Source organism: Microvirga flocculans ATCC BAA-817 (assembly GCF_000518665.1).
In the GTDB taxonomy this organism is placed as follows: Bacteria; Pseudomonadota; Alphaproteobacteria; order Rhizobiales; family Beijerinckiaceae; genus Microvirga; species Microvirga flocculans.
Genome location: NZ_JAEA01000015.1, coordinates 32,262 through 47,266, shown reverse-complemented (window position 1 = coordinate 47,266; position 15,005 = coordinate 32,262). Strand labels below are relative to the sequence as shown.

General features: G+C 65.8%; 10 protein-coding genes. 1 reads left to right on the top strand and 9 read right to left on the bottom strand.

All coding sequences use genetic code 11. The annotated features are described in order from the left end of the window. Positions 1–6: 6 nt before the first annotated feature. Positions 7–1,527: a glycerol-3-phosphate dehydrogenase gene (locus tag L879_RS0116230; RefSeq protein WP_027317044.1), complete on the bottom strand. Its 1,521-nt coding sequence runs from the start codon at positions 1,525–1,527 to the stop codon at positions 7–9. 89 nt (positions 1,528–1,616) lie between these two features. Next, positions 1,617–2,819, bottom strand: coding sequence for an MFS transporter (locus L879_RS21935; protein WP_051435365.1), 1,203 nt, complete (start codon positions 2,817–2,819; stop codon positions 1,617–1,619). A gap of 273 nt (positions 2,820–3,092) precedes the next feature. Between L879_RS21935 and L879_RS0116220 the strand changes: the two genes are divergently transcribed. Further along, positions 3,093–4,583, top strand: a complete 1,491-nt coding sequence (locus tag L879_RS0116220) for a DEAD/DEAH box helicase (RefSeq protein ID WP_027317043.1) — start codon at positions 3,093–3,095, stop codon at positions 4,581–4,583. Between the two features lie 93 nt (positions 4,584–4,676). Here L879_RS0116220 and L879_RS0116215 read toward each other — a convergent pair whose 3' ends face one another. The 7 genes from L879_RS0116215 to L879_RS0116185 are packed head-to-tail and all read right to left on the bottom strand — an operon-like array spanning position 4,677 to position 14,997. Further along, the gene (locus L879_RS0116215) at positions 4,677–5,840 is read right to left on the bottom strand and encodes an ABC transporter permease (RefSeq protein ID WP_027317042.1); all 1,164 of its coding nucleotides are present in this window, start codon (positions 5,838–5,840) and stop codon (positions 4,677–4,679) included. Continuing rightward, positions 5,837–6,856 carry an ABC transporter permease gene (locus tag L879_RS0116210; protein ID WP_027317041.1) on the bottom strand — a complete coding sequence of 340 codons (1,020 nt, stop codon included), beginning with the start codon at positions 6,854–6,856 and terminating at the stop codon, positions 5,837–5,839. Before L879_RS0116210 ends, L879_RS0116215 begins: the two co-directional genes overlap by 4 nt. After that, positions 6,853–8,769, bottom strand: a complete 1,917-nt coding sequence (locus tag L879_RS0116205) for an ABC transporter substrate-binding protein (RefSeq protein ID WP_438268116.1) — start codon at positions 8,767–8,769, stop codon at positions 6,853–6,855. Before L879_RS0116205 ends, L879_RS0116210 begins: the two co-directional genes overlap by 4 nt. Beyond that, positions 8,766–10,631, bottom strand: a complete 1,866-nt coding sequence (locus L879_RS0116200; protein ID WP_027317039.1) for an ABC transporter ATP-binding protein — start codon at positions 10,629–10,631, stop codon at positions 8,766–8,768. The genes L879_RS0116205 and L879_RS0116200 overlap by 4 nt, the downstream gene beginning before the upstream one ends. Positions 10,632–10,661: 30 nt before the next feature. Next, complete coding sequence (locus L879_RS0116195; RefSeq protein ID WP_027317038.1) at positions 10,662–12,602, bottom strand: glycosyltransferase; 1,941 nt, start codon at positions 12,600–12,602, stop codon at positions 10,662–10,664. After that, entirely contained in the window at positions 12,599–13,729 is a 1,131-nt protein-coding gene (locus L879_RS0116190; protein WP_027317037.1) for a glycosyltransferase family 4 protein, read from the bottom strand. The genes L879_RS0116195 and L879_RS0116190 overlap by 4 nt, the downstream gene beginning before the upstream one ends. Then, positions 13,726–14,997 carry a glycosyltransferase family 4 protein gene (locus tag L879_RS0116185; RefSeq protein ID WP_027317036.1) on the bottom strand — a complete coding sequence of 424 codons (1,272 nt, stop codon included), beginning with the start codon at positions 14,995–14,997 and terminating at the stop codon, positions 13,726–13,728. The genes L879_RS0116190 and L879_RS0116185 overlap by 4 nt, the downstream gene beginning before the upstream one ends. Between the last annotated feature and the right edge of the window lie 8 nt (positions 14,998–15,005).

The window sequence follows — 15,005 nt, the reverse complement described above, 5'->3', positions numbered from 1 at the left end:
CCGAGTTTATTGCGCCGCGACCGGCGACGCTTTTTTCTTGGCCAAGTAGGCATCGATCTTGGACGCAGCGTCAACCGGCACATGCAGCCCGAGCTTCGAACGCCGCCAAAGAATGTCTTCGGCCGTGCGCGCCCATTCGCAGCGGACCAGATAATCGACCTCCGCCGCCGTCAGTCCCGCGCCGAAATCCTCGCCGAGGTCGGAAAGTGACTTCGACGAGCCCAGGATCTCGTCGACCCGCGTGCCGTAGGCCCGCGCGAGGCGATGGGCGAGGGGCTCGGGCAGGAAGGGCCAGCGCTGGCGCACGGTGGCGAAGAAGCGGTCGAAATCTGCGTCCGGCATGTCGCCGCCGGGCATCTTCGCCGTCTCCGTCCAGGACGGCTTCATGCCGGGGAAGAAAGGCTTCAACTCGTCGAGAGCGTGCTCGGCGAGCTTGCGGAAGGTGGTGATCTTGCCGCCGAAGATCGACAGCACCGGCGCCCCGCCCTGCGGCGCATCCATGTCGAACACGTAATCGCGGGTCACGGCGGAGGCGTTGGACGAGCCGTCGTCGAAGAGCGGGCGCACGCCCGAATAGGTCCACACCACGTCTGCAGGGGTCACCTGCTTCTTGAAGAAGTGGTTCACCACATTGCAGAGGTAGAGGATCTCGTCCTGGCTGATCTCCACCTTCCTGTCGGGCACGGATTCGACCGGAATGTCGGTGGTGCCGATGAGAGTGAATTTCTCCTGGTACGGAATCGCGAAGACGATCCGCTTGTCCGTGTTCTGGAGGATGAAGGCTTCCTTGGTGTCGAAGAGCTTCGGCACCACGATGTGGCTGCCCTTCACGAGGCGCACGTTCTTCGCGGTGTTGAGGCCGAGCTTGGCGTTAAGCACGTCGGCCACGAAAGGCCCGCCCGCATTGACGATCACTTTGGCGCGAACCTCCGAGGTCTCGCCGGTCTCGGCGTTCTGCAGGGTCGCGACCCAGATCGCGCCTTCGCGGCGGGCGGAGGTGAGCTTGGTACGCACGCGGATATCCGCGCCCTTCTCGGAGGCGTCGATGGCGTTGAGCGCCACCATGCGGCTGTCCTCGACCCAGCAGTCGGAATAGACGAAGGCGGTGTCGAAGCCCGGCTTCAGGCCTTGGCCCGCGGGGTGCCGGGTCAGGTGGATCGTCTCGGTTCCCGGCAGCTTCTTGCGCGGTGCCAGGTGGTCGTAGAGGAACAGGCCGAGGCGCACGAACCACGCCGGGCGGATGCCCTTCTCATGGGGCAGGATGAAGCGCAGGGGCCAGATGATGTGGGGAGCGGATTCCAGCAGGCGCTCGCGTTCGAACAGGGCCTCGCGCACCAGGCGGAACTCGTAATATTCCAGGTAGCGCAGACCGCCGTGGATCAGCTTCGTCGAGGCGGAGGAGGTGTAGCCGGCGAGGTCGCCCTGCTCGCAGAGCACCACCGAGAGGCCCCGGCCCACGGCGTCGCGCGCGATGCCTGCGCCATTGATGCCGCCGCCCACAATCAGAAGATCAGTCACTGTCGTCACGGAACGCGTCTTTCCTTGCAAGGATATCACCCTCAAGCCCTGCACATGATTTCTTTAGCCGTCTAAGGCAAGTCAATTCTTGAAGTTGTTCAGGGCTCCTTCGCCAGCCGCAGGTTTAGCATGAAAGCGAGGAGGGCGCATACGGACATCCTCAGGCACAGGCCAAGGACGGCATCGTAGCTGCCCCGCCATGCCCAGAGGGCGCCGAAGGCGAAGGGGGCCCCGGCCATGGCGATGCGGACCGGCATGGCGATCATGCCCTGGATGGCCCCGTAATCCTCCCGTCCGAAGAGCTCCGGCGGCAGGAGGGCCTTTACGATGGTGAGCATCCCGTTGGCGGCGCCGTAAAGGGCCGCGAAGCCGATGATCAGCCAGGACCCGGCCGGAATGAAAGGCAGGACCACGAAGGCGAGGGCGCTCAAGGCCATGGTCATCACCCCGATCCCCTTCAGGCTCATGGCCCGCTCCCCGAACCCGGTGACGAACCGCGCCGCGACCTGGGCCGGGCCGATCACCGCATAGGCGGCCACGGCCGCGTCGAGAGAAAACCCCCGCTCGAGGAAGATCGGGATCAGGTGAACCGGGATTCCCGTCGAGATCATGCCCTGCAGCACGTTGGTGGTCACGAAGAGCCAGAAGGCGGGCTCGCGGAGAACCCGGCGCGGGTTCGAGGCGGGGGCCGGGATCGGCTGGCTTTCCGTTCTGTGCCTTGGCCGGTCGGGCGCGGCCGGAATGCAGGAGGCGTGCAGCACGGCGCAGATGCCGAGATTCACGGCCGCCATCGCCAGCAGCGTGCCGCGCCAGCCATAGACATCGATGAGCATGTGCAGGAGCGGGATGAACACGGTGCTGGCGAAGCCCGCGACGAGGGTGATGATCGTGATGCCGCGCCGGGCCAGAAGGCCGAGATTGAGGGCCAGCACCGCAAAGCCCGCCTCGTAGAAGACGGCGCTCATGGTCGCGCCGATCCCGAGCCAGATCAGCACGAAGACCAGGTATTGGTCGGTCAAGGCCCAGAGAACGAGGAGGAGCGCAGCCAGCACCGAGCCTCCGGTCATCACCGCCCGGCCATAGCCCCGGTCGATCAGCCGTCCGACGGGCACGGCGAAGAAGGCCGACGAGACGAGGGCGAGGGAGAAGGCGGCGGTCAAAGCCGTCTTCGACCATCCGAGGTCCCGTTCCATGGGTTCGATGAGGAGCGCGAAGGCGTAGAACAGCGTCCCGTAGGAAACCAGGTGGGTGATGGAGAGAGCGAGGACGACGCGCCAGGGCATGGGGCCGGAAGGAGACATTTGTGCTTTATGTCAGGCCTTGCGGTTGACGGATAGGTTTTTAGCCTCCATATGCACAGCAGGCGACGGCGTCCGGCAACCGGAACGCTTGAGCGGGACTGCGTGACGGATATTCGCGGACAGTAGCGAAGACCCCGGTCCCCTTCTTCAATCGCTCAAATCATACGACGGCCCCATCACGCGGGCTCTCGCCTCAGAGCCCCGAAGCGCCCCTGCTTGCTTTAGCCGAACCTGCTTTGCGGCTCACCGCATCCGTTCGAAAGATCAATGACTTTGACACTCTTTTCCGATTTCGGATTGGCCCAGCCGATCCTGAAGGCCCTTGCAGCCGAGGGCTATGAGAAGCCCACGCCCATCCAGGCCCAGACCATTCCCTATGCCATGGAAGGCCGCGACGTCTGCGGCATCGCCCAGACCGGCACCGGCAAGACGGCCGCCTTCGCGCTGCCGATCCTGCACCGCCTGAATGCGAACCCGAAGCCGCGTAAGCCGAAAAGCCCGCGCGTGCTCGTGCTCAGCCCGACCCGCGAGCTCTCCGGCCAGATCGCCGACAGCTTCAAGGCCTATGGCCGCAACCTGCGCCTTACCACCGAGGTGGTGTTCGGCGGCGTCACCATCTCCCGCCAGGAGAAGGCGCTGGCTCAGGGCGTCGACGTGCTCGTCGCCACGCCCGGCCGCCTGATCGACCTTGTGGACCGCAGGGCGCTCTCCTTGCGCGACATTGAGATCCTCGTCCTCGACGAGGCCGACCAGATGCTCGATCTCGGCTTCATTCACGCATTGAAGCGCATCGTGACCCTTCTGCCGAAGGAGCGCCAGAGCCTGTTCTTCTCGGCCACCATGCCGAAGACCATCTCGACGCTCGCCGACTCGTTCCTGCGCGATCCGGCGCATGTGGCGGTAACGCCCGTCGCCACCACCGCCGAGCGCGTCGAGCAGAGCGTGATCTTCGTGCAGACCGGCCGCAAGCAGGTGCTGCTCGAAACGCTCCTGCGCGATCCGTCCATCGACCGCGTGCTCGTCTTCACCCGCACCAAGCACGGTGCGGACAAGGTGGTGCGCGGCCTCGACAAGGCGGGCATCGCGGGTGCCGCCATTCACGGCAACAAGTCGCAGCCGCAGCGCGAGCGTGCGCTTGCGGGTTTCCGCGACGGCTCGTGCCGCGTGCTCGTGGCGACGGATATCGCCGCGCGCGGCATCGATGTCGAAGGCGTGACGCATGTCATCAACTACGACCTGCCGAACGTGCCGGAATCTTATGTCCACCGCATCGGCCGCACGGCCCGCGCGGGGGCGACGGGCCTCGCCATCTCATTCTGCAACGATGAGGAAAAGGCGTACCTGAAGGACATCGAAAAGCTGACCCGCCTGAAGGTGCCGGTCATGCCTCTGCCGGAAGGACTTCCGGCCGCTCCCGCGGCTTCGGAGGCTTCCGAACAGCGCCGCGAGGCGTCCCATCGGAACGGCCAGCCGCAGCGGGGCCGTCCGGCTCCCCATGCCCGCGGGAACCAGGGCCATGGCCAGCCGCGCACGTCCGATCCGAATGCCGAGAAGGGGCCGAAGCGCCGCCGTCGCGGCGGGAAGCCCGGCAATGGACAGCAGCAGGTCGGCCAACCTGCCGGAAACCAGCAGCGCTCCGCGCAGGCTCAACGCCCCGCTCATGCGCCGCGCCCTGCCCAGGGCAAGCCCGCTGCAAGCCGCCCCGACGGGCGCCGCGACGGAGCCCAGGTGGCCTGGCTCGAAAAGAGCCCTCGCCGCCGGTAAAGACAGTAAAAGGCGCCTTCGGGCGCCTTTTTTTCATGCGACGCTTTATGCCTTTGCCCGGGGCATTCTCGACGCTCCCGGGCAAAAGCCGTTCTAATGGTAGGGATCGGCTGCGTCGCGCAGGCCGTCGCCCATGAAGTTGAAGGCGAGCACTACGATCACCACGGGCACCATCGGGAAGAGCAGCCAGGGATGAAGTTGCACCGCCGCGAGGTTCTGCGCCTCGTTGAGCAGCACGCCCCAGCTCGTCACCGGCGGGCGCAGGCCGAGGCCTAAGAAGGAGAGGGCGGTCTCGCCGAGGATCATGGACGGGATCGACAGCGTCGCCGAGGCGATCAGGTGGCTCATGAAGTTCGGGATGAGATGGCGCGCGATGATGCGCTGCTTGGAGGCCCCCATGAGCTCGGCGGCCTTCACGAAGTCCTCCTCGCGCAGGGCGAGCAGCTTCGAGCGCACGGCGCGGGCCAGCCCCGGCCAGTCGAGGAGCCCGAGGATGATCGTGATGCCGAAGAAGACGAGGATCGGGCTCCAGTTCGCCGGGAGGGCGGCGGAGAGCGCCAGCCACAGAGGCAGTTCCGGAAGCGAGCGCAGGATCTCGATCATCCGCTGGATCACGTGATCGACCCAGCCGCCGAGATAGCCGGCGAGCCCTCCGAAGAAGAGGCCGAGCGCGAACGACACCGCGATGCCGACGATGCCGATGGTGAGCGAGATCCGCGCGCCGTAGATGATCCGCGAAAGCAGGTCGCGCCCGAGCCTGTCCGTGCCCAGCAGGAACATCGTGCCGCCGTCGGGCGGGCAGACCAGGTGAAAATCCGCCTTCCACATTCCCCAGAACTCGTAGGCATCGCCCCGGCAGAGGAAACGGATCGGCTGGGGCTTCGATGTGTCGACCGTGTAGACGCGCCGGAAATTCTCCAGGTCGAAGCTGTAGCTGTAGGGATAGACGAAGGGGCCGACGAAGCGGCCTTCGTGCATCAGGTGAATCGCCTGGGGGCGGGCATAGAGGAAGTCGCCATGCCGCTTGATGTGGTTGTAGGGCGCGATGATCTCGACGAAGGGCAGCAGCGCATAGAAGGCGAGCAGCACGAAGGCGGCGGCGAGCGCCACCTTGTGGCGACGGAACTTCCACCACATCAGCTGCCAGGACGAGGCGCGATAAAAGCTCTCGCTTCCGGCTCCGACCGGTTCGGTCTTGCCGGGATCGAAGGGAGCCGGATCGACGTAGTGGCGCTTGGAGGTGACGGCTGTGTTCATCGTCCGCCTCCCATGCGGATGCGGGGATCGAGCCAGGCCAGCAGAAGGTCCGAGATGAGCATGCCGACGACCGTGAGAATCGCGACGAACATGAGGATGAAGCCCGCCAGGAATTGATCCTGGCTCTTGAGCGCGCTCAGGAGGATCGGCCCTACCGTCGGCAGGCTCAACACCAGCGATACCAGAACCGAACCCGAGACCAGGTGCGGGAGAAGGTTGCCCACATCGGCGATGAAGGGGTTGAGCGACATGCGGAAGGGATATTTCAGCAGGGCCTTGGTCGGCCCCAGCCCCTTCGCCTTCGCGGTCACGTAGTATTGCTTGCTCAGTTCGTCGAGGAGGTTCGCGCGCATGCGCCGGATCATGGCGGCCGTGCCGCCGAGCCCGATCACAACGGTGGGAACCACGAGATGCGAGAGCAGGGATTGGATCTTGGGCCAGGTCCAGGGTTCGCCCGCATATTGCGCATCGTAGAGACCGCCGATGGAAATGCCGAACCAGCGGTTCATGTAGTAGAGCAGGATGAGGGCCAGCAGGAAGCTCGGCGTGGCCAGACCGATATAGCCGATGAAGGTCGCAAGATAATCGCCGACCGAATATTGCCGCGTGGCCGAGTAGATGGCGATGGGGATCGAGATGAGGTGAATGAAGATCACCACCGCGAGATTGACGAGGAGCGTCAGCCACAGGGCATCGCCCACCACGTCAGCCACGGGCTTGTCGTATTCGAAGGACCAGCCCCAATCGCCCTGCAGCAGGCCGGAAAAGCCGTTGGGCCCGGGCATCACGCCGAGCCAGACCAGATATTGCTCCCAGGCCGGCCTGTCGAGCCCGTATTGCTTGATGAGAAACTCGGCCTTCGCGATGGATGCGGATTCTCCCTGCGCTCTCAGCTCCGCGATCTGATTGGACAGGAAGTCGCCCGGCGGCAGCTTGATGATGAAGAAGACCAGGGCCGAGATGATCAGCAGGGTCACCGCCATGGTGACGAGGCGACGCAAAAGGAAACGGATCATCGGCTGGCCTCTTTGCCGGCGGCTTTGTTCCAGTGGATCTCATCCAGGCGATAGATGCCGAGCATCGCCGTCGGCTCCCAGCTGTAGAGCGCCTTGGCGGGAATGCCTTGCAATCCGTTGCGGACGACGATGGGTTGCAGCGCGCCTGCGATGGTGCCGATGGACCATTGGTTCTCGGCATGATTGCGCAGCATTGCGCGCCACGCCTCTCTCTGAACCTTGCGGTCTCCGGTGTTGATCCAGGTCTCGTAGCTGTCGAGAAGGCGCTTGGCTTCGGGCATGTCGACGGGCTCGCCGTTCTTGCCCTTGGTTTCCACATACTGCCCCCATTTCGGCCAGCTGTAATTGTCCTGGCGCATGGGCGCGAACTCGGTCGGGGGCATGATGGCGGTGGGAATGGCGTTGTCTATTCCCGGGGCTGCCACCATCACGGTCAGGCCCGCGAAGGACCGGTTGCGCAGAACCGTGCGGTCCTGCGGCTTCACGAAGAGGCGCACGCCGATCTCGCGCCAGAACTCGGCGATCAGGGTGAGGCCGTCGACCACCAGAGTGCTTTCGCCGTCCGTCTCGACGATGATTTCCAGCTCGCGCCCGTCGGGCAGAAGGCGGATGCCCGCACCGTTGCGCTTCGTGAGGCCGATCTCGTCGAGAAGCCGCGAGGCCTGCGCCGGATCGTAGGTGGCGTTCGCGGTGCGCAGCTCCGGCTCGAAGAGGGGGCTTTCCTCGACGACGGTGTTGTTGCCCTCGGTGCCGAGCCCGAAGAGCAGGGCGTTGTTCAGGGTCTTGCGGTCGATGCCGAGCGAGAGGGCGCGGCGGAAGCGGATGTCCCGGTTGAGCTGCCGCCAGACGGGGTCCACGGTGTTGAGGTTGGGGTAGAGCGCAAGCTCCGTTCCCCGGGCATAGGGCCAGAGCAGGGTGCGGTATCCCTTCGCCTTCTCGCCCTCCTTCAGGACGGGAATGTCGCTCATGGACAGGCCGCGGAACAGAAGATCCTCCTCGCCCGCATTGGCCTTGGCCGCGAAGAGGCCTCCGGCGGATACGTCCATGATGATGCGGTCGACATAGGGAAGCTGCTGCCCCTTCGCGTCGACGCGGTGGTAATAGGGATTGCGCTCGAAGATGAAGCGGTTGGCAGGCGCGGCGTTCGTGACGCGCCACGGCATGAGGGTGGGTAGCGCGGGGTTGGTCTGCTCCTTCATGTCGTCCATGCGGTTGTGCAGGGCGGCCCAGGATTTCAGCTTCTGCTGCTTTGCCTTTTCCTCGAGCGCGGCCTTGTCCGCGTATTTCGCGTGGAACTGCTTGAGATAGGCCGAGGCGCGGTAGATTGCGGGGTCGAGCGGCCCGGCCAGTTGCGGCAGGAAGCGGGGATTGGGCTTCTCCCAGGTGTAGCGCACCGTCCGTTCGTCGAGGATCTCGAAGCGCGGGAGCTGCCCATCCACCAGCATGAACTCGGGCGGACCGGCGGGCGACAGATCGGGGTTCTGCGCCACGTCCTCCCAGTAATAGCGGAAATCCTCCGCCGTGAACGGCGTGCCGTCCGACCAGCGATGCCCGGCGCGCAGGGTGAAGGTGAAAACCCGATCGCCCTCGTTCTCGAACTTCTCCAGAAGATCGGGCTGAAGATGAAGCTTCGCGTCGTAGCCGACGAGGCGCGTGTAGGTGTAGGTCGAAATATAGCGGATGTCGCGCGGGCGCGCGACGAGGGTGACGATGTCTCCGCCATAATGCCCAGAGGACGTGACGACGATGGGCGGGTTCGGGAGCCGCTCGGCGAGCGGCGGCAGCTTCTTGTCCTGCCGCAGGCTGTCGAAGAAAGGCGGCTCCTTGTACTCCAGGGCCCAGGCCGGAAGCGCGAGCAACCCAAAGGCGAGCGCCAGAGCGAGAGAGGCTTTTCGGGATGTGAGCGGCATCATGCGGCCTCCCGGTCTGTGAGATGCCCCAGGCGAACCTTGTGGCCGGGCTCGATCTCCTTCATCGCACCGAACTCGCCCGGCTTGATGCGGAAAGGCTCCGGCCATTCCGAGGGCTGCGAGAAGCGTCCCTCCCGCAGCTTCGCGAAATCGAGGGGGCGGTCGATATCCGGATCCGGCACGGCAGCGAGAAGCGCCTGCGTGTAGGGATGCACCGGATTGCGGAAGAGGGAGGATTTCGGAGCCTCCTCGACGATGTAGCCCCGGCACATGACGGCAATGGTGTCGGCGATGTAGTCGACCACCGCGAGGTTGTGAGACACGAAGAGATAGGAGAGGCCGAGCGCCGCCTGCAGATCCTTGAGCAGGTTGAGCACCTGCGCCTGCACCGATACGTCGAGGGCCGATACCGGCTCGTCGCAGAGCAGGACGCGCGGCTCGAGGGCAAGGGCCCGGGCGATGCCGAGACGCTGGCGCTGCCCGCCCGAGAAGGAGTGCGGATAGCGCCGGAGGGCGCGTTGATCCATACCGACCATGTCGAGAAGCTGTTTCGCGCGCTCATAGCGCTCGTCCGGCGTCCCGATATCGTGGATGCGCAAGGGCTCGGTCAGCAGTTCGTAGACCGTCATGCGCGGGTTGAGCGACGAGAACGGGTCCTGGAAGATGAACTGCACCGAGCGACGGTAGGCCGTCAGCGCATCGCCCTGCAGCTTGTGCACGTCCTTCGGGCCCGTGCCGTCATCGAACAGCACCCGGCCGGAATCGGGCGTGAGCGCCCGCATGATGATCTTGGAAACGGTCGTCTTGCCGCATCCGGATTCGCCCACGAGTCCCAGAGTCCTGCCGGCGGGAAGCGCGAGGTCGACCTCGCTCACCGCACGGATGGTCTGGCTCTTGCCGGAGAACCAGCCCGACCGGAGCGTGAAGGATTTGGTGAGGCGCTCGGCCTTCAGGATCGGACCCGTCGGCTGGACGCGCGCAGGTGCATGAACCGAGGGGAGATTCCTGCTCGTCACCTCGCGGATCGGCGTCAGGCGCTCGTTCTCCGCCATGGCGAAGCGCGGAACCGCCCGCATCAGCGCCTTGAGATAGGGGTGCTGGGCATTGCGGAAGATATCCTCCCGGGATCCGGCCTCCATGACGCGCCCGCGATACATCACCACCACCTCGTCGGCCACGTTGGCTACCACGCCGAGATCGTGGGTGATGAGGAGCACCGACATGCCGGTTTCGGATTGCAGCTCCTTGATGAGGTCGAGGATCTGCGCCTGCGTGGTGACGTCGAGCGCCGTCGTCGGCTCGTCGGCGATCAGGAGCGCCGGTCGGGTGATGAGCGCCATCGCGATCATGGCGCGCTGGCGAAGGCCGCCCGAGAGTTCGAACGGATAGGTTGTCAGGGCGCGCTTCGGGTCGGGGAACCCGACACGGGCCAGCACGTCCATGGTCCGCTGGTTCGCCTTGGCCGGGTCCACGTCCGCATGGACCTTCAGCGCCTCGGAAATCTGATCGCCGATGGTGTGGAGCGGAGACAGGGAGGTCATCGGCTCCTGGAAGATCATGGCGATGCGCCCGCCGCGCAGGGCGTGCATGGCATCGCTTTCCGCCGGTAGCCCGGCGATGTCGACGCTTCCCCCGTTCTTGGGATCGTCGAAGAGGATCGATCCGCCGGCGATCTTGGCCTTTTTGGGCAGGATCTGGAGAATGGCCTGGGCCGTGACGGACTTGCCGGAGCCGGACTCGCCGACGAGCGCCACCGTCTTGCCCTTCGGAATGTCGAAGGTGAGTCCGTCGACCGCGCGGAAGTTACCGGCGTCGGTGCTGAAATCCACTGTCAGCTGGCGAACCGACAGGAGTGGCGTTTCCATATGCTCCTCCAGATCTACGAGCATAACGCATCAGATCCCATTAGATCGCAAATGTGATCCTGTTTCCAATCCGAAACACGCATCCGGCCGCAGAAAACGGATGTTCTGCGCGGCAAGGTGGGCGATAAGCCGTTCGCATGACGACCAGATGGCGTCGTCGTGCGCGAGATGGTGCGTCAGAAGGCCGATGGGCTCGTCTCTGTCTGCCTCGCCCGATACCCGCCGCAGGACGGCCCCGGCGACGGCCGCGATGAGCTCGGTGGGCGCGACTGCGCTTCGCGTTCCATGCCAGTCGATGGGATCCACATGGGTGTTGACCTGCAGGAGACCTTCCGCAGGCATTGCCTTCCTCCGGTCCGTGAAGGTGGACACGCCCACGAAGCCTGAGCGCGGCAGCGCGACCACGAGACCCGGATCGATGCGGTTCCACGGCGGAACGAAGACGGGCAGGAGTTTCGGGCCGAAGAATCCTTTCGCCACCTGGAGCGCCTGCGCGGCTTCGGCAGTCATGACCTCCAGCGGACGATGGGCGCCGAACTCGGCCTTCTTCACGCCGGGGGGCGCATGGTTCGCGTGGCTCCAGCCATGGACCAGGGCAAAGGCCTTTTCCTCTTCGCCGAGGCAGGCGGCGAGAGACGGATCGAGGCTCTGCGGAATGACGGCCAGTCCGATCCCGGCTTCGTAGCGGCGGGCGAGGACCAGAAGCCGGTCGAGTTCGTCGGACCCGGCCACCGCGTCGTCGTCGCGCCACCAGAAGCGGAGGGCACAGTCCCGCTCTCTCGCCTGCTCCAGCGCGGCATCGAGAGGCGACCAGTCGATGCGGCGATGAAGGGCAGGACCGGAGCGCGCGAGGCTTTCCGCAATGGCGACGCTCTGCCGCGCCCCATCGAGGGAAACGTCGAGAGATGGGGAGGGAGCCAGCGCCAGAGCTTCGCGGATCGCCTCCGCAAGGTTCTCCGGCGACAGGCTGTTCTCCGGGACGATTTGCGCGGCGCCCAGCGCCTTCAGGCGTTCGGCACGCAGGCGCTGTTCTGTCTCGCGACCCGCCTCGAAGGGGACGAGGATCGACTTCACGCCGCAGCGCAGCAGGTCGACAATGGTGTTGTAACCGGCTTGGCTGATGGAAACCTCGGCGCGCGCGAGAAGCTGCCGAAAGTCCGGCCGGGCCCGCTCGACGAGCACGTGCGAAGGGGCGCGCTCCCGGAGCTCCTGGAACTCCGCTTCCGGCACGCCCTGTCCGACGAGGATGCGCCATGGCCGGTCGGCGATCCGGGGCGAAGCGTCGAGCGATGCGCGATAGAGCGGCAGGCTCGCCGCGCTCGATCCGCCCGAGACCACGATTCCTTGCCGCATTCCTACGGAAACGGGATTCTCGTTCTCGTCCACATAGCCCGTGTAGCGGATGAGCGGCGCAATGCGTTCGTCCACCGGCCACGACGCTTCGAGGGGAGCGAGCGCGGGATCGCCGTGGACGAGAACGGCATCGTAGTGGCGAAGCAGGCGCTCGTGCGTTTCCGCTATCCGTTCCGCCTTGGAGGAGGGAACGAGAATATCGCGGATGGAGCAGAAAACGAGCGGCCGCGGTCGCGCGGATCGCACTGTGTCGAGCAGGGCCATGAACTCGCCCGCCAGAGTCCTGCGGCCGAAGGGGAAAAGCTCGGTGATGAGAATGTCGGGGCGGATCGTTCTTGCGGTATCGAGAAGGAGGGCCCTGCGCCGGTCGAGATAGGCGCCGTCGACGGGTTGCAGATTCTCGTCCAGCAGCATTCTGAAATCCGTGCCGATGGTGCGCAGCGGCGGCAGCTGGACGAACCTCACCTGACCGAGCTCGGCCAGGCGCGCAGGGGCGCCGCCCGACACGAGCGTCGTCTCGTGGCCCCTGCGCGCGAATGCGCGCGCCAGGGCGGCGGCCCTGGTGAGGTGGCCCGCGCCCAGAAGATGCGTAACGGCGATGAGAACCCGTAAACTCATGACGCCACTCTACCCGCGAGCGGTTCGAGTGCATTGCGCAAGCGCAAAACGGCATGAGCGAGATCGCGCTCCCTCCTCACGAAATTCGCCGCCTCCGCTCCGAACCGTCGCAACCGCTCCCGGTCCGACAGGAGGCTTCCGAGGGCATCGGCGAAGGCCGCGATGTCGCCGGGGGGCGCCAGCAACCCCGTCCGCTCATGCTGGACCACGCTCGCGACGCCGCCATAGGCCCCGGCGATCGCCGGGCAGCCGAGCGCCTGGGCCTCCAGCAGCACCATGCCGTAGGCTTCGTTGACGGCAGGCCAGACGAAGAGATCGGCGGCCGCGTAAAGCGCAGCCAGATCCGCCTTGTTCTCGATCCGGCCATGGAAGCGCACACGCTGCGCGAAGAGAGCGAAGAGCCCTTCGACTTCTTCCCGCGCCTCGCCGTCTCCCACGATGTCGAGAATCCATGGCAGATGCCGGAGCCTTTCGAGAGCCGCGGCGAGAATGCGATAAGAAGCCAGCTTGTCGCCGTCGCGCATCATGGCGACGGCCAGCAGGCGCGGTTCGCTTGCCGGTGCCGGGCGGATGCCGGACGAAGGCCAGCCCTCCAGGTCCAGAAACGGCGGCAGGTCGACCAGCATTTGCCCCGGCGGTCGGGCGGCTTCCAGCGCCTGCCGGTCCTGCTCCGTCATGACGAAGATCGCATCGGCCCGGTCGAGAGCCGCCTCTGCGCCCTCGTGCCCGAGGGCCCAGGGACCGGAGGCGCGTTTCGCCGCCCGCGATCCCTCGGCCACAGCATAGGGAATGCCGAGCGCATCGGCGACGCGAGGGCCGATCCAGTCCGGAGCCTTGTAATAGACGTGATAGGTGAACCACAGACACGGACGGCTCTGCACCGGCAGAGCGCGATACTGCGCGATCAGGCGCGCGGCCTCGTCGAGGGATTGGCGACGGACCGTGTCCTGATGGTGAGCGTCGCCTGTCTTGTCGAAGGTCCGCAATTCGCTCGCGAGCTGCGGTGAAAAGCCCGCCGTGCCGAGCGCCTTCAGGAGCAGGCGCGCCATGGTCCGGTCGCCCGAGGGAAGGGGGTGGTCCGGGCTCTTCAGCGGGGCATAGAATGCAACGGGCCTCGCGACGGTCACACGTACTCCGGTTCTTTCGAGGGGCTCTCCGCCAGGGACCGGAAGCGCCGCTCCAGCCCGTCGATCCCGCCTTCCATGGAAAAGTCCCGCCGCAGCCGGGCGAAGGCCGCCGCGCCGAGGGCCCTGCGCCGCTCGGGATCGCGGGCGAGAAGGTTGAGGGCGTTGGAGAGGGCTTCCCAATCGCCCGGCGGAACGAGCTCGCCTTCCACGCCGTTGCGGATGAATTCCGGAATTCCGGCGAAGTCCGTGGCGACGATGGCGAGTTCCTGGCTCGCGGCTTCCATGATCACGTTGGGCAGCCCGTCCCGGTCGCCCGATTTCGCCTCCTTGGACGGCAGCACGAAGAGATCGGCCTGTTGCAGCAGGCCGATGATCTCGGGCTGCGCTTTCGATCCGAGAAAGATCACCTTGTCGGCGATGCCGGCCTCCTTGGCCTGCTTCTTCAGCGCGTCGAGCAGCTCTCCGCCGCCCACATGGGCGAAGCGCCAGTGCAGGTCCGGCGGCAGGGCCGCAAGAGCCTTGATCAGGTCGCCGAAGCCTTTCTTCGCCACGGCCCTGCCGATCGAGACGATGCGCAGCGGATCCTGCGGATCGGAGCCGTCCCGCGCGGGGCGGCTCTCGGGCGGAGCGGGAAAGCGGGAGAGGTCGAGCCCGTGATAGACGAGGGAGACCTTCTGCGGATCGGACAGGGCCTGGAGATGGGACGCGCCGTGCGCCGTGCAGGTCACGCCCCACAGGGCCTCGGCCATCTTCTCGCGCTTCTCCCAATCCGGCGTCGTCCAGATGTCCTTGGCATGGGCCGAGAAAGTCCAGGTCCGGCCCGTCAGGAGCGCTGCGTAGCGCACGACGGAGGCGGGCGTGTGCAGGTAGTGGACGTGGAGATGTCCTACATCCGGTGGCATTTCCCGCGCCATCACGAAGGCTTGGCCGAGGCGTCGGACCCGGTTGACTGTGAAGTCGCGCTTCAGGTCGCGCCAGAAAGCCCGGATCGTGGGACCGAACCCTTTCTGCCGCAGGCTCCAGGCGGCTCCCCGGAGCACGCGCAGGGGTTCCTCGTAGAGGTATTCCGGCAAATAGGTGACCGGCGCCTTGATGGCCTTGTGCATGGGATGCACGGCCCGCTCGGTCGGGTGGCGAAGGGACCAGATCGCGAGCTCCAGGCCGCGCTCCTGGAGGGCCAGGATCTCCTGCGCGATGAAGGTCTCCGAAAGGCGTGGATAGCCTTTCACGACGACGGCGATCCGTCGGGCTGTCTTCGAAGGAAGCATGCGTGTTC